Genomic DNA, 21804 nt, shown 5'->3' on the forward strand with positions numbered 1-21804 from the left:
TTTATATTTCCTCCCTATCTTGAAACTTTTAACCCTTTAGGTGTAACCCATAGTTCAACTTTAGAAAGTACAAAGTCCATAATAAGCGCGATTAATGTAACACTTATGGCACCGCCAATAATTAAATCAGGTTGGTATAAGTTCAAACCATTAAAGATAAAGTCACCTAAACCACCAGCACCAATGAAACTTGCTAATGTTGCCCAACTGATTGCATAAACACTTGATAAACGAACGCCACTCATAATGACTGATATTGCAAGTGGTAATTCAATCATGAACATTTCTTGGAATTTTGTCATACCCATACTTAGTCCAGCTGCTTTAACATTTTTATCAACATTATTAATGCCGATATATGTGTTGTTTAAAATCGGTAATAAGATATAAATAAATAATGCTAAAATGGCAGGTAATTTACCAACACCTAAGAAAGGAATCATAAGTGCTAATACTGCTAATGACGGAACGGTTTGTAGAACACTTGCAATAGATAATACGACTTTGGCTAACTTTTTAGTTCGTGTTAATAAAATGCCAAGTGGTATCGCTACGATCATTGCTAAAAGTAAAGCTAATAATGAAATATAGAAGTGTTCCAGTGTCTTCTGAAGTAGTTCGTTTCCGTTAACTTGTAAGAATTCAATCACTATTTTTCACTCCTTATTTGATATCACTTTTTTCAGTTGCTTCTGTTTCCTCGGTTTGTCCCCATATAGAATCGTAAACAATATCTACTAAGCTTGCTCTTGTTATAACACCTTTTATGTAATATTGTTCATCAACAACAGGGATTAATCTCACATTTCGTTTTAAAATTGTACGAACAGAGTCTTGAAGCATCGTACCTGTCTTAACTGTATAAATATCTCGATGCATAATATCGATAATGTCTGATTTTTTACGATATCCTTCGTTTAAATCTTCAATATCTATATATCCGACAAGTTTACCTTTTACATTTGTAATAAATAGCGTATCTACACGTCTCTCTCTCATAATCGAAACAGCTTCGTCTATTGTCTTCTCAGAAGTGATGGCAATTGGATCTTTCATTGCATCATCAACAACACGTATGTTAGGTCTATCTTGAATAAGTCTGTTTTGACCGATAAACTCGCGTACAAAATCATTAGCTGGATTTTTTAAAATATTGTTTGGTGAATCAAATTGAATGATTTCACCTTGAGACATAATACAAATTCTATCTGCCAATTTAATCGCTTCATCCATATCGTGCGTTACAAATATAATGGTTTTACCAAGTTTTTGTTGAAGTGTCTTTACAAGGTCTTGCAATGTATCTCTTGTAATAGGGTCTAAAGCACCAAATGGTTCGTCCATTAAAATGATATCTTGGTCTGCTGCAAGTGCTCTTACAACACCAATACGTTGTTGTTGTCCACCAGATAATTGAGATGGGTATAAATCTAAATATGATTCTGGTAAGTCTACTAATTTGATAAGTTCTTTAGCTTTTTTCTCTTTTTCTTCTTTAGTCCATTTAAGTAATTTAGGTACTAAAACGATATTTTCACGTATCGTCATATGTGGCATTAAACCAATTTGTTGAATGACATAACCTATATTTCTTCTTAAATTAACTGGATTCATCTTGCTTAAATCTTTCCCGTCAAGCGTAATTGTCCCGCTAGTTGGCTCTATCATGCGGTTAATCATTCTTAAAGCAGTTGTCTTCCCGCTACCACTCGTACCGATAAAAGCGATAAATTCACCAGATTCAATTTTCATATTGATGCTGTCTACGGCTTTTTTTCCGCCACGATAAACTTTAGTTAAGTCTTGGATTGATAACATAATACTTCTCCTTTTTTTGAAATTTATAATAATGACGTTTATTATTATAACACAATAGTTGCATAATTATGAAAATCGCCCAAATCGTGTAATTTATGTTTATTGTTATTTAAAAAAAGGAATAAATAAAAAAAGTGTGAATGAGACTAATGTTATATATAAAGACATGTTATGTTTTCCACATGTATAATAGATTTATAAAATTGAATGATTTTTGCATATTATGCATTGAGAGATTTGGAGGGGTACAATTTGAAAGTAGCAATAATAGGAATGGGAACTGCTGGTGTTAGTACATTAAACCAATTAGCAAAACATAAAAAATTCAAAAAAATTACGGTTGATATATTTGATAGTGTCGAAGATATGGGTATGGGTAAGCCATTTCAAAATGATAGTGATCGATTACTCATTAACTTACCAGCTAATCAAATGTCTTTAAGTCCAGATGATACGAAAGATTTTAAGAAATGGTATAAGAAAAATGATGATTTTGACTATGGTAAAGCGAAATATTTACCAAGATTAGTATTTGGCCATTATATGAAGTCTATTTTAAATGACTTATTAAATAAACACGATAATATATTCGTACATAAGCATAAAGTTGATAGTTGCTATGTCGAAGAAATTAAAGATGAAAGAGGACAATATAAAATAGATGTCTGCTATATAGAAGATGATGAAGCGGTATGCCAAAAGTATGACTATGTCTTTTTGACTATTGGTACTTTACCTTATAAAGATCCGTACAATTTATCTGGATTAAAAGGGTATATTGAATCACCATATCCAACAATTAAAGCATTACGTGATGTTAAAGAAAATGATGATATTGCGATAATTGGAACAGGACTTAGTTCAATAGATGTCATTAGATTTGTAATGGAAAATCATAAACAACTTCCAATAACTGTAGCTTCAAGACATGCTCAATTTCCGACAGTTAGAGGTATTAAACATGAAATCAATTTGAAGTATATTACGAAAGATTCAATAGAAAAGTTAAAAAAGACGCATAAAGGTATCGCACCATTAAAAGAAATAGAAAACCTCTTTGCGAAAGAATGTGAATATCAAAATATTAACTTGAAAAAAATGCTTTATCGATTTAAAAAAGATAATGTAGCGAATATGAAATATGATTTAAGACATGAAGATGAAGTAGGGCATTTTCAATCATTTGTTGAAGAAGTAAAACATCATATGATTCCTGTATGGAATGCCATGACAATCGATGATAAAACGACATTTTTAGAAAAGTATGGACATCACTTTAAACGTAATGCGAATCCTATGCCTCAATCATCAGCTAAGCAATTAATCGAATGGATTGAAAATGGAGACATTGTCGTTAAAGAAGGATTAGAAAATGTACGAAAATATTACGGTAAATTTAGAATTAAATATGAAGGCGAACAAGAAGAAACAAGTTATCATTATGTTATTAATGCGACTGGTCCTAAAAAACATTTATCAGAATTGACAGAAGAAGAGCATTTTATTAAAGGATTAGAGAACAAGCAAATTATAGCTGCACATCCATTTGGAGGTATTCTAGTGATGCCATATTCAAATGAAGTTATTAGTCCTAAATTCGGTACAATGCCAAATTTAAAAGTGATTGGACAATTAACAAGTGGTGTTAATTTTGATGTAAATGGCGTTTCATTATTAGTCGATCAATCCGTAAGAGCCGTAAATGATTTATACGTTGAATTAGAAGAAAGAAAAAAAGTTAAAAAGGCGAAATCTAAAAAGAAATAGTATAAAGGAAGTTGAAATGTAAGCTTGAGACAGTGTTTAATGTCTCAAGCTAATTTTTATGTGTGAGGGTGATGGGGCGTTAAAAGCAGTTTTGGTACAAAGTGCAAATACTGGGGTCGTTATTAGCAAGTTTGGAAACAAGTGCAAATACTGATGTCGTTAGAAGCAGTTCTGTCTGAAAGTACAAATAAGAATACAGTATTAACACTTCTGAGTAGTTTTGTAATTAAGGTCGTCCATAGTAACACTTCGGCCGAGTTTTGTAACTATGGATATCCTTAGTAACATTTCAGGCGAGTTTTGTAACTAAGTGCCCTCGTTATGAACAAGTTTAGTCAAAAGTGTTCACAACGCCCGTCGTTATCAGCATTTTAAAACCATCACACAAATACAAACTATATAAATTTAACTTCTTCATTTGTAATTCTTAGTGAAATGGTATAGAATGATGTCATCAGTGATTACTGATATATAATTTAATAATATATTCTTTCGGGGCAGGGTGAAATTCCCAACCGGCGGTATAATAGCCCGCGACCCATAAGTGAATTTTCATTTATGGCTGATTCAGTAACATTCTGAAGCCGACAGTATAGTCTGGATGGGAGAAAGAATAGACGACAGCGTATGCTATACGCTTATTTCGTTATACTTAAAATGTTAAAGTCTTTTTTCATAAAAGGCTTATTTCGTGATACATTTTTACTCCCAACCACCGAAAAGTGATTTTCGGTGGTTTTTATTTTTAGGAGGTAAAGAAATGAATCAATATTTAGATTTTGCAATTGATTTAGCTGAACGTGTACAAGGACAGACGGGTACGAATCCTTCTGTTGGTGCAGTTATTGTTAAAAATCATAAAATCATAGGTTTTGGTGCACATTTAAAAAAAGGTGAAGCACATGCTGAAATACAAGCTTTAAAAATGGCAGGTGAAGAAGCTCAAGGTGCAACAATATATGTTTCTTTAGAACCTTGTTCACATTATGGTTTAACACCACCTTGTGCCGAAGCGATTATCGATAACGGTATTCAATCAGTTGTATATGCAGTCAAAGATGGTTCTCTTAAAAATAGTGGTCATGAAATGTTGTACGAAGCTGGAATAGATGTAAAACATGAGCCTTCTAAAAGAGCAGAAGACTTATATGAGGCATTTTTTCATCAACAACAAACGAAATTACCATTTATTACTTTGAAAATTTCTACGAGTCTAGATGGTAAAGTTGCGACAGATTACAAAGAAAGTAAATGGATTACATCTAAAGAAGTTAAGCAAGATGTATTAAAATTGCGCTCACAACATGATGCAATTATTACAGGTGGGATGACAGTTCGTGAAGATAATCCATTATTAACTACTCGTAATCCCAATTTAAGTAATCCAACTAGAATTGTTTTAACAGAGCAATCACACTTTGGTGGTGATTATGAAATATTCAAAGATGAAGATAATCCTGTTATTGTTGTAACGAATTCGGAATCATTTCACACGTATGAGAACCAGCATATTAAAGTTAAGAACAGTGATTTATCAAATTTAAAAATGATTATAAAAGATTTATATGAAGATGGATATGCTCAAGTGATGGTTGAAGCAGGTCCTAAACTTGTAAGTCAGTTTATTGAACAAGACTTAGTAGACCAATTAATTATTTATCAAGCCCCGAAGATGATTGGTGGTCAAGGAAAATATCAATATTATCAAACGCAAGATGTCGTTCCTTTATCCAATAGTAAATTATTTCAAATTATATCAACAGAAATCATTGGTGGAGATCTTAAAATAACATTAAGAAAGAAGTGACAAGATGTTCACAGGACTCATTGAAACAGTTGGTGTAATCAAGAATACAAGCACAAACCAAGGCGTTAAAACATTAACAATTGAAGCCACTGAAATAATGGATGATTTATCTTTAGGTGATTCCGTTGCTGTTAATGGTGTTTGTCTGACCGTTACTGAGAAAGCAAGTTCTAGTTTTAAAGTGGAAGTGATTACTGGAACAATCTCAGTAACTTATTTAGAACATTTGAAAATGAATGACAAAGTAAATCTTGAAAGAGCGATGTTAGCAAATGGAAGATTTGGTGGTCATTTTGTAAGTGGGCATGTAGATGGTCAAGGCATTATTAAACATATTTCAAAGAGACAAGATGAATGGATTATTGAAATATCTACAGAAGCGCATTTATTAAATCAAATGATTGATAAAGGATCTATCACAGTTGATGGTGTTAGTTTGACAATTTTTAAATTATATCCTCAAAAATTTGAAATTCATTTAATTCCTGAAACGAGAGATCGAACAATCTTTGTTAATAAGAAACAAGGTGACAGTGTACATATTGAAACGGATTTGTTATTTAAATATGTGCAGAAAGCAACAGGACAAAATCATTCAAATTTATCCGAAGAGAAATTACTTAATCTAGGATTTTAGGAGGCTATAACATGTTTGATAACGTAGAAGATGCCATACAAGAACTTAAAAGTGGTAAACCGATTATTGTAGTAGATGATGAAGATAGAGAAAATGAAGGTGACCTTGTCGCAATTTCTGAGTATTTAACAGCTGAAACGATTAATTTTATGGCTACACATGCAAGAGGTTTAATCTGTGCACCGATAAGCAGCGAAATTGCCCAACAATTTGGTTTGAAATTGATGACTGAAACGGGTGATAAATATAAGACTGCATTTACTGTAAGTATTGATCATGCATCAAGTACGACAGGTATAAGTGCTTTTGAAAGAGCGGATACGATTAAAGCATTAATTAATGAAACGTCACCAACAGCATTCGTTCAACCAGGTCATGTATTTCCATTAATAGCTAAAGACAATGGTGTTCTTGAAAGAATAGGTCATACAGAAGCTTGTGTTGATTTAGCGAAACTTTCTGGAGCGAAACCAGCTGGTGCTATTTGTGAAATTATGAATGATGATGGCACGATGGCTCGTAGAGATGATTTATATCAATTTAAACGTAAACATGGTTTGTTAATGATAACGATTGATGAACTTGTAAAGTATAGAAAACGTCATGATCAAATTATTCATCTTGAATCTAAAGTTAAGTTGCCAACTTCATATGGTGAATTTGATATGTACGGCTTTACATCGCAATTAGATGATAAAGAATATATTGTCATTAGTTCAGGAGAAATTAAAGATGGTATGAATGTACGTATTCATTCTGAATGTGTGACAGGTGATATTTTCCATAGTGCAAGATGCGATTGTGGAGAACAGCTTGAATATTCAATGAAATACATTCAAGAACATGGTGGCATGATTTTGTACTTACCTCAAGAAGGTAGAGGAATAGGACTGATCAATAAACTTAAAGCATATGAACTTATTGAACAAGGTTATGACACGATTACAGCTAATGAAGCTTTAGGCTTTGAAGCGGATTTAAGAGATTATACTGAAGCGAGTCAGATTTTGAAATACTTTAATATAGAAGAAATTCAACTCATCAGTAATAATCCAGATAAATTTAATCAATTACAAGTTTTAGGTATACGTGTTTCTAATAGAGTTCCAGTTGTCATTGAACCGAATGAAACAAATGAATCATATATCAATACTAAAAAGCATGAAATGGGTCATTTAATATAAAATAGAATGGAGTTTTTAAAATGAAATTTGAAGGTAAAATGGATGGATCACAATTAAAAGTAGCAATCGTCGTGAGTAGATTTAACGATTTTATAACAGGTCGTTTATTAGATGGTGCTAAAGATACTTTAATTAGACATAACGTGGATGAAGAAAATGTTCATGTAGCATATGTACCAGGCGCGTATGAAATTCCTTTAGTAGCTAAAAAATTAGCGAAGTCAGGGAAATACGATGCGGTCGTAACATTAGGCTGTGTAATTAGAGGGGCGACTACACATTATGATTATGTATGTAATGAAGTTGCTAAAGGTATTTCTAAAGTAAATGATGAAACAAATGTACCTGTAATATTTGGAATCGTAACAACAGAAACAATTGAACAAGCGATTGAAAGAGCAGGAACAAAAGCAGGTAATAAAGGTGGAGATGCTGCCTTAGCTGCAATTGAAATGGCAAACTTACTTAAAAATATTGAAGCACAAATATAAAAACAAAGAAGCCAGGACAAGCGTTCTGGCTTCTTATGTATTATTTTTTCTTCGCTTTAGCGATTCCGCCTATACTTAATAAGGTTAAGCCAGCTATTACACTAGCTCCGATAGCGATTTTTCCTTTATTCTTTTCACTAAAGATATCTAATAACATTAAATTAATATTTTGTGGTCTTTCTGCTAATCTTCTCATGAAGTAACCGAACCAATCTTCCCCAAATGGTACGTACATACAGAAATTATAGCCTTCATTAGCGATTTGATATGCATAATCTGTTCTAAAACCATATAACATTTGGAATTCAAATGAATCTCTTGAGATGTTATGATCTTTAACAAATTGTTTAACATGATTAATAACATTATGATCGTGTGTTGCAATTGAAGTGAATGCTTTAGCAGTTAATAATCTTTTTTCAATCAATGCTATATAATTTTTGTCAATTTCTTCTTTAGTTTGATAAGCAATATGAGGTGCTTCCTTATATGCACCTTTAACTAATCGTAATCGCACATCATCGTATTTATCCATAATATTCATAGCATCAAATAAGTATGCTTGAATAACAGTCCCTACATTTTTGAATTCACCCTTAAGTTTATCAACTATTTCCGTAATACCAACTAAATCTTCATATTTTTCAGCATCTATGTTCACAAATGTATTTCCGTATTCATGAGCTTTTAACAAAATTTCTCTCGTATTTTGATAAGCAAACTCTCTATCAATATTGAGACCTAATTGTGTAAGCTTAATCGAAACATGCGCATCAATATTAGCATTGTAGTTTCTTCGCATAATTTCAACAATATTTTGTTGAGCTTCTAAAGCTTCTTGACGTGATGTTACGAATTCCCCTAAATTATCTAACGTACATGAAATTCCCTTCATATTTAATCTTTCAACTGTATCGATTGTTGAATCAATATCAACGCCCGCTACGACCTTGTTTGCACCTAGTGCAGGACCCATTTTCTTAGCTGATTCATTCATGAATTTGTTGTTAGATAATGCAATAAAAAAATCTTTTACGACAGGCATAGCAAGTCCTCCTTAAATATATATATTCATTTAATTTATTTTATCATGGAAATACAAATTTAGTTAAGCGTTTACATTTTTAATATAATGTAAAATTATACTAATTATGAATTCTGACACGAAAAAGAACGCCCCCGCAAGGCGTTCCATAATATTGACAATATTTTGTCCGAAATAAGAAAATATATACACGTATATTAATGTAGTTTAATTGGATTTGTATAATGCGTTTGAACAATTAAATCTTAAACGTATTTAGGACTTTTTCCATATTTGTTTGGAGCTTTATTTCCCTCACTACATGCCATAAGCAGAATTGCAAGATTTAAAAATAAACAAATAATCAATAAGACGGCATATAGTACAGTCATAGAAGTACTTGTAACTGAATCTTTAAATAAACTATATAAAATATCTAAAATAAAAGTAAGTGCATATGTAATAGTAGGAAATATCATTGTCATATTTAAATCATGGAATCTTCTACTAGTTACTGAAATAGAAGCAATAAATGTTGCAATATTAAATATGCTAGAAACAATAACTGTAATAAGCGCAGGAATAGGTAGTACTGTAATTAATAGATTACCTAGCATAGTGATAATGATTGTAGCAAGTATTGGATACCAAAATTCTTTACGTCTAGATCGACCGTGAATATTAAATGCATTTAACCAAAAAAGTTTGTAGTAATGCAGCATATTAAATCCCTCCAATAATTCTTTTCTAAGATATTATTAATACTATTATATACATAAATGGATAAAAAAGGTATTTATATTGTAAAAAAGAAACTGATTGGGAAAATCAGTTTCTTTTTTAATTCATTATTATTTAAATTTTTTTAATATTGCTTATTATGGTTTAGGGGGTGGATTGATTGACTTGCTCATAGTTTGGTGAAATGGGTTCTGCTGCTATGCTAATTGCATGTGGTAGAAATGTGAATATAAACAAAGAAATAATTATTTTTTTAAAGAAATGCATTTTATCATGCTCCTTTAAAGGCGTCTTATGTTACATCTTTAAAGTAACACGACAATATGAATTGATTGCTAATTCAATGTAAAGATTTAATGGCTATTAATGTTAATTTTATGTTAAGGAAAGCAATGAATCTTTAAAATATCTTAATAATTATAGCTGGTTTATCGTGATACAATTAATGTATTAGAAATGACTGTAAAGGAGAAATCGGGATGTTTAGGGATATGGCATTTTATATGTTTGGGAAACCTTTAGATAGTTTCGTGCAATTGTTTATTTTTGAGCCAATTGTGATTGGTATTATAGCAATTTTAGTGGCGATGATTACTAAAAAGTCATGGACAGTTTTTGTTACAATCATTGCTTTAAATATTATTGATAATTTCTTACTCGTTAACTACCACTTTAGTGGGGCAGGTATAGGCACAATATTAGTTCAGAATGTTGTCTTCTTCTTTGAGAAGTTCTTCTCAATGTTTTATGAAATTATTATCGCTTATATCGTTGTAAAATTACCGTTTATGCATAGCAAATTTAAAATAGCGTAACAAAAAAGGATTGGGACATTGCGTCTCAATCCTTTTTATTATTTATTGATCTGCTTTATAAATCTCAGCTTTTTCAATATAAGATGCATTGATTCTTTTTAATTCATTATAGTCATCTTCTGTCAGTTCTCTAATGACTTTTGCAGGACGACCAAATGCTAACGTATGTGGTGGGATTTTCTTTCCTGGTGGAACGAGTGATCCAGCACCGATAAATGCATATTCTCCAATTTCTGCACCGTCAAGAATAGTTGAATCCATTCCGATTAACGCGTGCTTGCGAATAATACTAGAATGTAATGTCACTTTATGACCAATTGTTACAAAATTTTCTATTATAAGTGGTTGATTAGGGCTTTGGTGTAAACAACATAAATCTTGGATATTAACACCTTCACCTATAATTGTAGGGGCAACATCACCTCTAATAACTGAGTTGAACCATACTGAGCTTTTAGGACCGATTGTAATATCACCAATTAAAGTTGCATTTTCAGCAATATAACAGCTTTGATCGATTTGTGGTTTTTGACCTTTAAAAGATTTAATCATTCAAGATTCTCCATTCTTTTGAAAAATTTTGTTATACTAAGTTTAACAAAAAAGTAGCTATATAGGTAAAAGGAGTAATATATTATGTGGAAATGGGAAACTGAGAAAGAAGCTAAAGGAATTGTAGTAATTGTACATAATATGCTAGAACATACAGGAAGATACGCATACGTAATCACTAAGCTACGACGAGAAGGTTACCATGTTATTATGGGTGACTTAAAAGGACAAGGACAAACTTCCCGTGTACATAGAGGACATGTTGATAAATTTGAAGAATACCATGAACAAGTACTTGAATGGATATCTATTGCAGAAGAATATCACTTACCAGTATTTACGTTAGGTGTTGGTTTAGGTGGCCTTATTCTTCTTAATTTATTAGAAAAAGTAGATTTAAAAGTAGAAGGCGTACTATTGATTTCACCATTAGTTGCTTTTCAACAAAATATTTCAACAAGACGTAATTTCTTAGCTTCAAGTTTCGGTACAGTTGCGAAAGATGCTAAGTTTGATACGGGCATTAAAGTAGAAAGCTTAACAAGAAACAAAGAAGTAATAGATGATACGAATAAAGATGCTTTAATGTTAAATAAAGTGAGTTACCACTGGTACAAGACTATCTTAGAAACAATGAAAGCAACAATGGAAAATATTCACCACATATCTCCAATTCCTACATTACTTATGCTAGGTACAGAAGATAAAATAGTAGATACAGAATCAATTCGTCAAATCGGTAAAACAATCAATACTAACGAATTATATTTTAAAGCTTGGCACGGACTTAATCATGAAGTACATAATGAACCAGAACGCGAAAATGTAATGAAATATATCATATCATTTATGAATAATCGCATTCACTACGTAGGATTACTTATTGATGATGAAACTGAATAATTTATAAAATATAATGCAAACAAGCTTAAACGATACTATATCGGGTATATAACCCATATAGAGCGTTGGAGGCGAGTTTATGACAGAAAAAGTAAATAACGTAAGTGACTTAATTTTATTAGATGATATCCAAAAAAATATAAATATTATTTTTTATAAAATTGAAGAAAAGTTTGATATAGAAAAAGAAGAGTTTCTTACATTAATCATGTTATGGAATAACGGATCGATGAGTTTGAAAGAGTTGGATAGTTATATAGATATTAAGCCATACAAACGAACAAGATTATACAATAACCTTGTGAAAAAAGGATGGATTAATAAAGTGCGCCCAGAGAATGATGAAAGAACTGTAATTGTTGAAGTGAATAAAGACTTCGAAGACAAGAAAGATGCAATTATCGATTTCGCTTGTGAAGAAATCAAAAATAGAAAAGAACATTTTGAAAAACAATTTGAGTCAATCGTTAATACTTGTAATATTTAATTAAAACGCAAACCTGTTGAGTAGGTTTGCGTTTTGTCATTAGATTGTGAAAGATGTGAGTTAAAGGTGAAGTAAACACACGAGTCGTGGCTTAAGTATTGAATAAAGCCAAGAGATGATCCAAGTCGTGGCTTAAGTATTGAATAAAGCCAAGAGATGATCCAAGTCATGGCTTAAGTAGAGAGTAAAGCCAAGAAATGAACCAAGTCATGGCTTAAGTGCTGAATAAAGCCAAGAGATGATCCAAGTCATGGCTTAAGTATTGAATAAAGCCAAGAGATTGACCAAGTCGTGGCTTAAGTAGAGAGTAAAGCCAAGAAATGATCCAAGTCGTGGCTTAAGTAGAGAGTAAAGCCAAGAAATGAACCAAGTCGTGGCTTAAGTAGAGAGTAAAGCCAAGAGATTGACCAAGTCGTGGCTTAAGTAGAGAGTAAAGCCAAGAAATTGACCAAGTCGTGGCTTAACCACCGGATATATCCAAAAACCTCCAATATCACATAAAAAACGCAAACCCATTCCCAAGGTTTGCGTTCTGTCATTTCACTCATTTTTATCTTTTTTCAATTGCTATTATATATGGTGGATTGTTTTTTTGATTTATAAATTGATAGTGGAGCACGTGTGCTGATTGTTGATCTATTGAACTAACATGATTGATGACTTCGTTAGATTCTATCTGTCCTTCTGGGTGTCCTGGATATACGACTAATACGATGATGCCATTTTTACTTGTCATTTCGAATAGACTTTCAATTGCTTTAATTGTTGTCGGTGCATTCGTTGTAATATGTTTATCGCCTTTTGGTAAATAGCCTAAATTAAATATTGATGCGTCTATTTGCTCATGACGTTCTTTTATTATAGGTGCTGCATTTTCGTGACCTGTTTGATAATAATGAATATTACTATATGCTTCTGTTTTGATTTTAGTATTATTAATGGCTTCTTCTTGTATATCGAACGCGTATACTTCGCCGTTTGGAACTTGATTAGCAAGGAAAAGTGTATCGTTGCCATTCCCACATGTTGCATCAACTACGATACTTTTATCCGTTATATGTGTTGCTATTAAATCTCTTGCGAATGGTAAGATTCCTTGAACAATCATTTTTGAACTTGTTCTGCTTTCTTGAATTTAGATCCTTGCATTGTGCCACGTTCTTTAAGTTCATTGTCTATAGCATTAAGGACTTCCCATTTATTTACACTCCACATAGGTCCAACCATTAAATCGATAGGGCCATCACCTGTAATACGATGAATGATCATTTCTTCTGGTAAAATTTCTAATTGGTCACAAACGAGTTGCGTATAATTATCTTGAGTCATGAATTCAAGCATACCTTTTTCGTATTGTTTAACCATTGGTGTACCTTTAAGTAGGTGTAACAAATGAATTTTAATCCCTTGAACGTCCATTTGTGCGACTTCTTTTGCTGTTTCCATCATCATATTGTAATCTTCACCAGGTAAACCATTAATGATATGTGTACATATATTGATATTGTGTTTTCTTAATTTAGCAATACCTTCGTAATAGCATTTCATATCATGTGCACGGTTAATTAAATCTGAAGTTTCTTGGTGAACGGTTTGTAATCCAAGTTCTACCCATAAATATGTTCTTTCATTTAATTCTGCTAAGTATTCTACAACATCATCTGGTAGGCAGTCTGGTCTTGTTGCAATTGATAGTCCAACTACATTTTCTTCTGATAAAGCAGCTTCGTATTTTTCTCTTAATACTTCAACTGGCGCATGCGTATTTGTAAAAGCTTGAAAATAAGCGATATATTTTCCTTCGGACCATTTTTCATGCATTTTGTCTTTAATTTCTTTAAATTGTACATGGATTGGTTCTGCACGGTTACCTGCAAAGTCTCCACTCCCGGCTGCTGAACAAAATGTACAACCCCCATGTGCTACTGTGCCGTCACGGTTTGGACAATCAAATCCACCATCTAATGCTATTTTAAAAATCTTCTCACCAAATTTATTTCTTAAATGATAATTCCATGTATGATATCTTTTGTTATCAAATGCATAACGGAATTGTTCTGTCATTATATTTCACATCCTGTTCTACAAACTTATCTAAAGCATTTTAACATATAATATTGAACTTTTGCAGAAAAAGGTTTAGACTATTAAAATTGACAAAATTTGAGAGGAGGTTGAAATCCTTGAGAATGCCGAAAATTGTTAAAATGCTCATCATAGGAATGGCGATCAATATTACAGGATCAAGTTTCTTATGGCCACTTAATACAATATATATGAATGAAGAATTAGGTAAGAGTTTAAGTACAGCTGGTATCGTTTTAATGATTAATGCATTCGGGAGTGTAATCGGGAATTTATTAGGCGGAAGTTTATTCGACAAAATTGGTGGGTTTCGTTCTATTATTTTTGCCTCTATTTTAAATATTTTAAGTTTAATCGGGTTAAACTTTTTAAATGATTGGCCATGGTATCCGTTTTGGCTTGTGATACTTGGTTTCGGTGGAGGCGTGATTGTGCCAGCTATTTATGCAATGGCTGCTGCAAGTTGGCCAAACGGAGGACGCACAACATTTAATGCAATTTATCTTGCTCAAAACTTAGGTGTTTCTATTGGGGCTGCAGCAGGTGGGTTTGTAGCGGACTTTAGCTTTAATTATATTTTTATGGCGAACTTACTACTATATGTCGTATTTATCATAATTGCTTTAAAATATTACAACATAGATTTAGATATTCATTTGAAAAATGATGAAGGCATCACGAGTGCTATGCAAGTTAAAGATAAAAGTAAATTTACTGCACTTATACTTCTATGTGTTATGTTTAGTTTATGTTGGATTGGTTATGTTCAGTGGCAAACGACAATTGCGACTTATACACAATCAGTTGGTATATCCTTGAAACAATATAGTTTCCTTTGGACAATAAATGGTATATTGATTTTAGCAGGACAACCTTTAATTGCACCGTTTATCAATAGATTCAAAGAGAAATTGAAATTACAAATGTTTATAGGGCTAACGATTTTTATTTTAAGTTATGTGATTACAAGCTTTGCTGAACAATTTACAATGTTTGTTGTAGGGATGGTTATTTTAACATTTGGAGAAATGTTTGTATGGCCAGCAGTACCTGCAATTGCAAATAAATTAGCACCTAAAGGCAGAATGGGTGCATATCAAGGTATTGTAAACGCATCTTCAACAATAGGAAAAGCATTTGGGCCAGTTGTAGGTGGCGTAATAGTTGATATGTTTGATATGAAAATGATGTTTTACAGTATGATATTACTTATTTTAATAGGTTATTACTTCTTATACATTTATGATAGAGGTATTTCAAAGCAAGATACATGATATTAACAAATAAGACTTGCAAAATATATTGAAATTGCATAATATTAGGATGTATATAAGAAAAGTAGCTTTAATGCGAATCTTAAGAGAGTCAGTGGTGCTGAGAACTGATGATATCCATTAAGTGAACTTATGAACGATTCATTATTTATTAAAAGCAATCTTAAACCATATAAATGAAGCGCACTTAATTGTGAATTCTGGGTGGTACCGCGGCATATTTATTCAAGTCGTCCCAACTGTTATGATGGTTGGGATGGCTTTTTTTATTTTATAGGAGGAACGGACAAATGAATTATAATCATCAACAAATCGAAAAGAAATGGCAAGATTTTTGGGCAGCTAACAAAACATTTAAAGCTAACGATAATCTTGGACAAAAGAAATTTTACGCTTTAGATATGTTTCCATATCCATCTGGCGCTGGTTTACATGTAGGACATCCTGAAGGTTATACTGCTACAGATATCGTCTCAAGATATAAAAGAATGCAAGGGTATAATGTACTTCACCCAATGGGATGGGATGCATTTGGTTTACCAGCTGAGCAGTATGCTATTGATACAGGGAATGATCCTAAAGAATTTACAGCTAAAAATATAGCGACTTTTAAAAGACAAATTCAAGAGCTAGGTTTCTCATATGACTGGGATAGAGAAGTGAATACAACTGACCCAGATTACTATAAATGGACACAATGGATTTTCATTCAATTATATAATAAAGGATTAGCATATGTTGATGAAGTAGCTGTAAACTGGTGCCCAGCGCTAGGTACAGTGTTATCTAATGAAGAAATTGTTGATGGTGTTTCAGAACGTGGAGGACATCCAGTTGTTCGCAAACCTATGAGACAATGGGTATTAAAAATCACTGAATATGCGGATCGTCTATTAGAAGATTTAGATGAATTAGATTGGCCAGAATCTATTAAAGATATGCAAAGAAACTGGATTGGTAGATCTGAAGGTGCTGAATTAAAATTTAATATTGATAATACAGATTTATCATTTGAAGTATTCACAACTCGTCCAGATACGATTTACGGTGCAACTTTTGCTGTACTATCACCAGAACATCCTTTAGTAGATTTAATTACGACTGAAGATGAAAAAGAAGCGGTTGAAGCATATAAATTAGCAGCTTCTCGTAAATCTGACTTAGAAAGAACAGATTTAGCAAAAGATAAAAGTGGTGTATTCACTGGAGCATTTACGACAAACCCATTCACTGGCAAAAAAATGCCGATTTGGGTTGCAGATTATGTGTTAATTAGTTATGGAACAGGTGCTGTTATGGCAGTTCCAGCACATGATGAAAGAGATGCTGAGTTTGCAGAGAAATTCAATTTAGATATCATCACTGTATATGATGATGATGGTAAAATGATTGATTCAGATGCATTAAATGGATTAACAAAAGAAGAAGCAGTACCTAAAGCGATTGAATTACTTGAAGAAAAAGGTATCGGTCATAAAAAAGTAAGCTATAAATTAAGAGATTGGTTATTTAGTAGACAACGTTATTGGGGTGAACCAATTCCAGTTATACATTGGGAAGACGGTACAATGACAACAGTTCCTGAAGAAGAACTTCCACTAATTCTACCTGAAACAGATCAAGTTAAACCATCAGGTACAGGAGAATCACCATTAGCTAATATTGATGAATTTATTAATGTTGTAGATCCTAAGACAGGTATGAAAGGGCGTCGTGAAACGAATACGATGCCACAATGGGCAGGTAGCTGTTGGTATTATTTAAGATATATTGACCCACATAACGATGAACAATTAGCTGATCCTGAAAAACTTAAACACTGGTTACCAGTTGATTTATATATCGGTGGTGTAGAACATGCAGTGCTTCATCTATTATATTCAAGATTCTGGCATAAAGTGTTATACGATATCGGTGTAGTTCCAACTAAAGAGCCTTTCCAAAAATTATTTAACCAAGGTATGATTCTTGGTGAAGGTAATGAAAAAATGAGTAAATCAAAAGGTAATGTCGTTAACCCTGATGATATTGTACGTTCTCATGGTGCTGACACATTACGTCTATATGAAATGTTCATGGGACCTTTAGATGCTGCAATTGCATGGAGTGAAAATGGACTAGACGGTTCACGTCGTTTCTTAGATAGAGTATGGCGTTTATTTGTTACAGAAGAAGGGAACATTACGGATAAGGTCGTTGAAAGCGAAACACCAGACCTAGATAAAGTCTATAACCAAACAGTTAAAAAAGTAACTGAAGACTTCGATACACTAAACTTCAATACTGCAATCAGTCAAATGATGGTATTCATCAATGATTGTTATAAACAAGATCAAATCAGCAAAGCATATGCTGAAGGTTTTGTAAAAATGTTATCACCAATTGCGCCACACATTTCTGAAGAATTATGGCAAAAACTTGGTCATAACGATTCTTTATCTTATGAAGAATGGCCAACATTTGATGAGTCACTACTAGTAGATAACGAAATAGAAATTGTTATCCAAGTTAACGGTAAACTAAAAGACAAAATCAAAATTTCTAAAGATTTAACTAAAAATGAAATGGAAGCAGTAGCAATGGATAATGAAAAAATCAAAGAAGCGATTGAAGGTAAAACAATCCGTAAAGTGATTGCAGTTCCACAAAAGTTAGTTAATATCGTAGCAAATTAATCAATTAGGAGTGTTCTAGTTATGAAAGAAATTACAGTAACAGAATTAGCAAACAAAATTACATCTAATAATCCAATTAATATAGTTGATGTGAGAGAAGATCATGAAGTAGCATTAGGTGTAATCCCTGGCGCTAAGCATATTCCAATGGGAGAAATTCCAAATGAATTAAATCATTTCTCTAAAGACCAAACATATTATATTGTTTGTGCAGGTGGCGTTAGAAGTGCTCGAGTAGTTGATTATTTAAATGACCACGACATTGATGCAGTAAACGTAGAAGGCGGCATGAATGAGTGGGGCGACGATGGTTTAGAAAACAAAAGAGTTTAATGAAGAAATAGATAAGGCTGAGACATTTAAAATGTCTCAGCCTTAAATAATGTGTGAATATAATATAGGTTAAAGTTAGTAACAATTCCAAGTAGTTTTGTAAATAAGGCCTCCGTTAGTAACAAATCCAAGCAGTTTTGTAAATAAGTACACCACATAACAAACACCAAACTATATACATTCTATAGAATTTTAATCATTAAATTGTGCGGCATTATAGCCTGCTACATACCCAGTGACAAGAGCGCTCGTAATATTATAGCCACCTGTATACCCATGGATATCTAGTACTTCACCTGAGAAGTAAAGCCCAGCACATATTTTGGATGCCATTGTATTGGGTTCGATTTCTTTAATATTAACACCGCCACCTGTTACAAAAGCTTTATCAAGTGGGAGTGTACCATTTACTGTGAATGTAAATGATTTAAGGTTTTCCACGAATGTTCGGATGGCTTGTTGAGATAGGTGATGGTATGTCACATCTAAATCAATACTTGACTGTTGTAAGATAAAATGTAAATATCTTTCTTGGACTAGTCCTTTTAGTGCATTTTTAATCGCTTTATTAGGTTCGTCTTTTAGTTTTTTTACAATTTGTTGTTCTAAGTCATGTGTTTTGATTTCTGGAAAGGCATCTATAGACATTTGTATGTCTGTTTTCTTTTGAGATTTTTGTTCTTTATACACAAATTGACTACATCTTAATGCTGCAGGTCCTGAAATACCAAAATGTGTAAATAACATGTCCATTTGATGTGTGATTCTAGGTTTACCATTTTTTTTGAGTACGGATAGTCCAACATTTTGTAAACTTAATCCTTGTAGTGTTTTGTTTTTAATGAATGGTTCACTTGATTTGATCGGTACTTCTGTTGGAAATAGTTCTGTTATAGAATGTCCTAAATTCTCAGCGAATTTATACCCATCTCCTGTCGATCCAGTATGTGGCACACTGCAACCACCTGATGCGATGATAACAGCCTTTGAAGGAATAAATGTACCATCTTGTAGAGTGACGCCTGTTATTTGTTGATTTTCACTTTCAATAGATGATACTGTAGTTTCTTGGCGTATTTCTACACCATTTTGTTTAATGGAATCAACTAGTGCATCAACAACATCTTGAGCGCGATTAGAAACAGGGAACATTCGACCGTGATCTTCTTCTTTTAATTGTACAGATCTAGATTCAAAAAATTGTATAATTGATTCATTGTCGAATGTTGAAAATGGACTATATAAGAATTTTCCATTACCAGGAATGTTTTTTATAATTTCTTCATAAGGTAAGCGGTTCGTAACATTACATCTACCGCCACCAGATATGCGGAGCTTTCGTCCTAAGCCTTTTTTCTTTTCGAGTAGCAAGACGTTTTTACCATTTGAACTTGCACTATATGCGGCCATTAAACCACTAGGTCCAGCGCCGATAATTATTGTATGATACATAAGTTACCTCCATAAATCGATGTAATAATATTTTAACGAATAATGTGTCTTTAAAAAAGTAGTAGAATAGAAATAAACCTGTTATTATTAAATTTAAAAGTAAATTAGATAGGGATGAAATTATGTCAGAAAGTAAAGCGCTAGTAAGGGGAACCTTCCTGCTTACTGCAAGTATTTTAATAACAAAAGTAATTGGTATTCTTTATTTAATACCTTTTTACGCTATTATAGGCGATGAAAAAAATCTTGCTCCATTTACATATGCTTATCAACCATACACAATCATGATAACAATAGCAACTGCGGGCGTTCCTTTAGCAGCTGCGAAATATGTATCTAAATATAACGCATTAGGTGCTTATAAAGTAAGTAGAAAATTGTACCGGTCAAGCTTTTTAGTTATGACAGTATCAGGATTTATCGGATTTTTATTACTTTATTTCTTATCACCAACTATTGCTCAATTAACATTAGCGAATAAAGGTGGCATAGAAGGCGGTTGGAGTATAGAAGAAATTACAACTGTTATTAGAACAATTAGTTTTGTTGTATTATTTATTCCATTACTTGCAACATGGAGAGGTATCTTCCAAGGATTTAATTCAATGGGTCCAACAGCTGTATCTGAAGTAACTGAACAAGTAGCGCGTATCGCATTTATACTTGGCGGAAGTTATATTGTATTAAATGTAATGGACGGTTCTGTGTTAATGGCCAACCAAGTTGCAACATTTGCTGCAGGTATCGGTGCAATTATTGCATTATTGACTTTACTTTATTTTTGGATGAAGAGAAGACATTTAATAAAAGCAGAAGTTGAACAAGATACAAGTGATATTGATGTTTCGTATATCAAAATATATAAAGAAATCATTAAATACAGTATACCATTTGTAATTGTAAGTTTATGTTTCCCGATTATAAACTTAATCGACCAATTTACACATAATACTGGATTAGCGATGGCAGGTGTAGGTAGTGAATTACAAGATATTTATTTCACAATGCTGAGCATGACAACTAATAAAATTGTTATGATTCCAACATCTCTTGCAGCAGGATTTGCAGTGAGTTTAGTTCCATTTATTACGAACACATATAATTCAGGTAGAATTGATGCAATGCATCATCAAATTAGAAAATCATTAGGCGTATTGCTATATTTAACAGTTCCAGCATCACTTGGCATTATGGTATTAGCACAGCCTTTATATAATGTGTTCTATAGTTATAATCCAATGGGTACAGAAATATTATTCTGGTATGCACCAGTTAGTATTTTAATTGCATTATTATCAGTAACAGCTTCAATGTTACAAGGTATTGATAAACAAGCTTTAACAGTTTGGATCGTTATTGCTTCATTAGTTATCAAAGCAGTTATAAACTTACCACTAATTATGGTATTTCATACATTAGGTGCTGTCATTGGTACGGCAATCGCATTACTAGTAGCTGTTATATTAAATTGTGTCGTCCTATATAAATATGCAGACTTTAAATTTAATATCACAATTTACCATACGTTAAGAATTACTTTCTATACTATAATCATGGTATTATTCGTTGAGTTAAGTTTCTTTATTGTGTCACTAATCATTGATCCAACATCAAAATTAGGTGCGCTGATTACGCTAATTGTCGGTGGATGTGTAGGTGTAATTGTATATGGTTATTTAACAATGCGTTCACGTCTAGCGGATGAATTTTTAGGTGATTTGACTGCTAAAATTAGACGCAAAATTAAGTGGGTGTAAAT

Annotated in this window: 20 protein-coding genes and 1 riboswitch; of the genes, 12 read left to right on the forward strand and 8 right to left on the reverse strand. The window is 32.5% G+C overall.

The features are described 5' to 3' along the window. Nucleotides 1–14: 14 nt before the first annotated feature. A complete protein-coding gene (locus CD035_RS11900) occupies nucleotides 15–650 on the reverse strand; it encodes an ABC transporter permease (RefSeq protein WP_025905237.1) in 636 nt (211 codons plus the stop codon). 13 nt (nucleotides 651–663) lie between these two features. After that, nucleotides 664–1818, reverse strand: a complete 1155-nt coding sequence (locus CD035_RS11905; protein ID WP_048539534.1) for a betaine/proline/choline family ABC transporter ATP-binding protein — start codon at nucleotides 1816–1818, stop codon at nucleotides 664–666. Nucleotides 1819–2070: 252 nt separating this feature from the next. Here CD035_RS11905 and CD035_RS11910 point away from each other — a divergent pair, with 252 nt between their 5' ends. The 5 genes from CD035_RS11910 (at nucleotide 2071) to ribH (ending at nucleotide 7704) form a co-directional block, all read left to right on the forward strand. After that, on the forward strand, nucleotides 2071–3585 hold the full coding sequence (locus CD035_RS11910; protein ID WP_048539535.1) for an FAD/NAD(P)-binding protein: 1515 nt from the start codon (nucleotides 2071–2073) through the stop codon (nucleotides 3583–3585). A gap of 484 nt (nucleotides 3586–4069) precedes the next feature. Further along, nucleotides 4070–4202: riboswitch (FMN riboswitch) on the forward strand. A gap of 143 nt (nucleotides 4203–4345) precedes the next feature. Next, a complete protein-coding gene (gene ribD / locus CD035_RS11915; protein WP_048539536.1) occupies nucleotides 4346–5392 on the forward strand; it encodes a bifunctional diaminohydroxyphosphoribosylaminopyrimidine deaminase/5-amino-6-(5-phosphoribosylamino)uracil reductase RibD in 1047 nt (348 codons plus the stop codon). 4 nt (nucleotides 5393–5396) lie between these two features. Next, a complete protein-coding gene (locus tag CD035_RS11920; protein WP_048539537.1) occupies nucleotides 5397–6029 on the forward strand; it encodes a riboflavin synthase in 633 nt (210 codons plus the stop codon). A gap of 11 nt (nucleotides 6030–6040) precedes the next feature. Beyond that, a complete protein-coding gene (locus CD035_RS11925; RefSeq protein ID WP_048539538.1) occupies nucleotides 6041–7213 on the forward strand; it encodes a bifunctional 3,4-dihydroxy-2-butanone-4-phosphate synthase/GTP cyclohydrolase II in 1173 nt (390 codons plus the stop codon). A gap of 20 nt (nucleotides 7214–7233) precedes the next feature. Further along, entirely contained in the window at nucleotides 7234–7704 is a 471-nt protein-coding gene (ribH, locus tag CD035_RS11930) for a 6,7-dimethyl-8-ribityllumazine synthase (RefSeq protein ID WP_048539539.1), read from the forward strand. Between the two features lie 40 nt (nucleotides 7705–7744). On the opposite strand, the gene CD035_RS11935 is transcribed toward ribH, so the two are convergent. Together CD035_RS11935 and CD035_RS11940 are read right to left on the reverse strand one after the other, a co-directional pair. Continuing rightward, entirely contained in the window at nucleotides 7745–8749 is a 1005-nt protein-coding gene (locus CD035_RS11935; RefSeq protein ID WP_048539540.1) for a proline dehydrogenase family protein, read from the reverse strand. A gap of 245 nt (nucleotides 8750–8994) precedes the next feature. After that, nucleotides 8995–9450, reverse strand: a complete 456-nt coding sequence (locus tag CD035_RS11940; RefSeq protein ID WP_048539541.1) for a DUF805 domain-containing protein — start codon at nucleotides 9448–9450, stop codon at nucleotides 8995–8997. A 498-nt stretch (nucleotides 9451–9948) separates the two neighbouring features. Between CD035_RS11940 and CD035_RS11945 the strand changes: the two genes are divergently transcribed. After that, nucleotides 9949–10284: a hypothetical protein gene (locus tag CD035_RS11945; protein WP_048539542.1), complete on the forward strand. Its 336-nt coding sequence runs from the start codon at nucleotides 9949–9951 to the stop codon at nucleotides 10282–10284. 42 nt (nucleotides 10285–10326) lie between these two features. On the opposite strand, the gene CD035_RS11950 is transcribed toward CD035_RS11945, so the two are convergent. Beyond that, the gene (locus CD035_RS11950; RefSeq protein WP_048539543.1) at nucleotides 10327–10836 is read right to left on the reverse strand and encodes a gamma carbonic anhydrase; all 510 of its coding nucleotides are present in this window, start codon (nucleotides 10834–10836) and stop codon (nucleotides 10327–10329) included. Nucleotides 10837–10920: 84 nt separating this feature from the next. Between CD035_RS11950 and CD035_RS11955 the strand changes: the two genes are divergently transcribed. Both CD035_RS11955 and CD035_RS11960 read left to right on the forward strand, forming a co-directional pair. After that, complete coding sequence (locus CD035_RS11955; RefSeq protein WP_025905248.1) at nucleotides 10921–11739, forward strand: alpha/beta fold hydrolase; 819 nt, start codon at nucleotides 10921–10923, stop codon at nucleotides 11737–11739. Between the two features lie 79 nt (nucleotides 11740–11818). Next, on the forward strand, nucleotides 11819–12226 hold the full coding sequence (locus tag CD035_RS11960; protein WP_048539544.1) for a transcriptional regulator, SarA/Rot family: 408 nt from the start codon (nucleotides 11819–11821) through the stop codon (nucleotides 12224–12226). A gap of 550 nt (nucleotides 12227–12776) precedes the next feature. On the opposite strand, the gene mnmM is transcribed toward CD035_RS11960, so the two are convergent. Together mnmM and mnmL are read right to left on the reverse strand one after the other, a co-directional pair. Next, nucleotides 12777–13334 carry a tRNA 5-(aminomethyl)-2-thiouridylate-methyltransferase MnmM gene (gene mnmM, locus CD035_RS11965; RefSeq protein ID WP_048539545.1) on the reverse strand — a complete coding sequence of 186 codons (558 nt, stop codon included), beginning with the start codon at nucleotides 13332–13334 and terminating at the stop codon, nucleotides 12777–12779. Beyond that, nucleotides 13331–14290, reverse strand: a complete 960-nt coding sequence (gene mnmL, locus CD035_RS11970; RefSeq protein WP_048539546.1) for a tRNA modification radical SAM protein MnmL/YtqA — start codon at nucleotides 14288–14290, stop codon at nucleotides 13331–13333. The genes mnmM and mnmL overlap by 4 nt, the downstream gene beginning before the upstream one ends. Nucleotides 14291–14409: 119 nt before the next feature. On the opposite strand from mnmL, the gene CD035_RS11975 reads away from it, so the two are divergent. The 3 genes from CD035_RS11975 to CD035_RS11985 all read left to right on the forward strand — a co-directional run bounded on the left by CD035_RS11975 (nucleotide 14410) and on the right by CD035_RS11985 (nucleotide 18593). Then, nucleotides 14410–15585 (forward strand): MDR family MFS transporter, encoded by a 1176-nt coding sequence (locus tag CD035_RS11975; RefSeq protein ID WP_048539547.1) that lies wholly within the window; start codon nucleotides 14410–14412, stop codon nucleotides 15583–15585. 290 nt (nucleotides 15586–15875) lie between these two features. Next, a complete protein-coding gene (gene leuS, locus CD035_RS11980) occupies nucleotides 15876–18260 on the forward strand; it encodes a leucine--tRNA ligase (RefSeq protein WP_048539548.1) in 2385 nt (794 codons plus the stop codon). A 21-nt stretch (nucleotides 18261–18281) separates the two neighbouring features. After that, complete coding sequence (locus tag CD035_RS11985; protein WP_048539549.1) at nucleotides 18282–18593, forward strand: rhodanese-like domain-containing protein; 312 nt, start codon at nucleotides 18282–18284, stop codon at nucleotides 18591–18593. Nucleotides 18594–18785: 192 nt separating this feature from the next. Here the strand turns inward: CD035_RS11985 and CD035_RS11990 are convergent, their stop codons facing one another. After that, complete coding sequence (locus CD035_RS11990; RefSeq protein ID WP_048539550.1) at nucleotides 18786–20045, reverse strand: BaiN/RdsA family NAD(P)/FAD-dependent oxidoreductase; 1260 nt, start codon at nucleotides 20043–20045, stop codon at nucleotides 18786–18788. A 122-nt stretch (nucleotides 20046–20167) separates the two neighbouring features. Here CD035_RS11990 and CD035_RS11995 point away from each other — a divergent pair, with 122 nt between their 5' ends. Further along, a complete protein-coding gene (locus CD035_RS11995; RefSeq protein WP_048539551.1) occupies nucleotides 20168–21802 on the forward strand; it encodes a putative polysaccharide biosynthesis protein in 1635 nt (544 codons plus the stop codon). Nucleotides 21803–21804 lie beyond the last annotated feature (2 nt).

This window comes from Mammaliicoccus sciuri, assembly GCF_002901825.1.
GTDB classification, from domain to species: domain Bacteria; phylum Bacillota; class Bacilli; order Staphylococcales; family Staphylococcaceae; genus Mammaliicoccus; species Mammaliicoccus sciuri.

Coding starts and splice junctions, on each gene's coding strand:
- CD035_RS11905 (WP_048539534.1), bottom strand. CDS start 1,818: ATGTTATCAATCCAAGACTTAACTAAAGTTTATCGTGGCGGAAAAAAA.
- ribD (WP_048539536.1), top strand. CDS start 4,346: ATGAATCAATATTTAGATTTTGCAATTGATTTAGCTGAACGTGTACAA.
- CD035_RS11920 (WP_048539537.1), top strand. CDS start 5,397: ATGTTCACAGGACTCATTGAAACAGTTGGTGTAATCAAGAATACAAGC.
- CD035_RS11925 (WP_048539538.1), top strand. CDS start 6,041: ATGTTTGATAACGTAGAAGATGCCATACAAGAACTTAAAAGTGGTAAA.
- ribH (WP_048539539.1), top strand. CDS start 7,234: ATGAAATTTGAAGGTAAAATGGATGGATCACAATTAAAAGTAGCAATC.
- CD035_RS11935 (WP_048539540.1), bottom strand. CDS start 8,749: ATGCCTGTCGTAAAAGATTTTTTTATTGCATTATCTAACAACAAATTC.
- CD035_RS11940 (WP_048539541.1), bottom strand. CDS start 9,450: ATGCTGCATTACTACAAACTTTTTTGGTTAAATGCATTTAATATTCAC.
- CD035_RS11945 (WP_048539542.1), top strand. CDS start 9,949: ATGTTTAGGGATATGGCATTTTATATGTTTGGGAAACCTTTAGATAGT.
- CD035_RS11950 (WP_048539543.1), bottom strand. CDS start 10,836: ATGATTAAATCTTTTAAAGGTCAAAAACCACAAATCGATCAAAGCTGT.
- CD035_RS11955 (WP_025905248.1), top strand. CDS start 10,921: ATGTGGAAATGGGAAACTGAGAAAGAAGCTAAAGGAATTGTAGTAATT.
- CD035_RS11960 (WP_048539544.1), top strand. CDS start 11,819: ATGACAGAAAAAGTAAATAACGTAAGTGACTTAATTTTATTAGATGAT.
- mnmM (WP_048539545.1), bottom strand. CDS start 13,334: ATGATTGTTCAAGGAATCTTACCATTCGCAAGAGATTTAATAGCAACA.
- mnmL (WP_048539546.1), bottom strand. CDS start 14,290: ATGACAGAACAATTCCGTTATGCATTTGATAACAAAAGATATCATACA.
- leuS (WP_048539548.1), top strand. CDS start 15,876: ATGAATTATAATCATCAACAAATCGAAAAGAAATGGCAAGATTTTTGG.
- CD035_RS11985 (WP_048539549.1), top strand. CDS start 18,282: ATGAAAGAAATTACAGTAACAGAATTAGCAAACAAAATTACATCTAAT.
- CD035_RS11990 (WP_048539550.1), bottom strand. CDS start 20,045: ATGTATCATACAATAATTATCGGCGCTGGACCTAGTGGTTTAATGGCC.
- CD035_RS11995 (WP_048539551.1), top strand. CDS start 20,168: ATGTCAGAAAGTAAAGCGCTAGTAAGGGGAACCTTCCTGCTTACTGCA.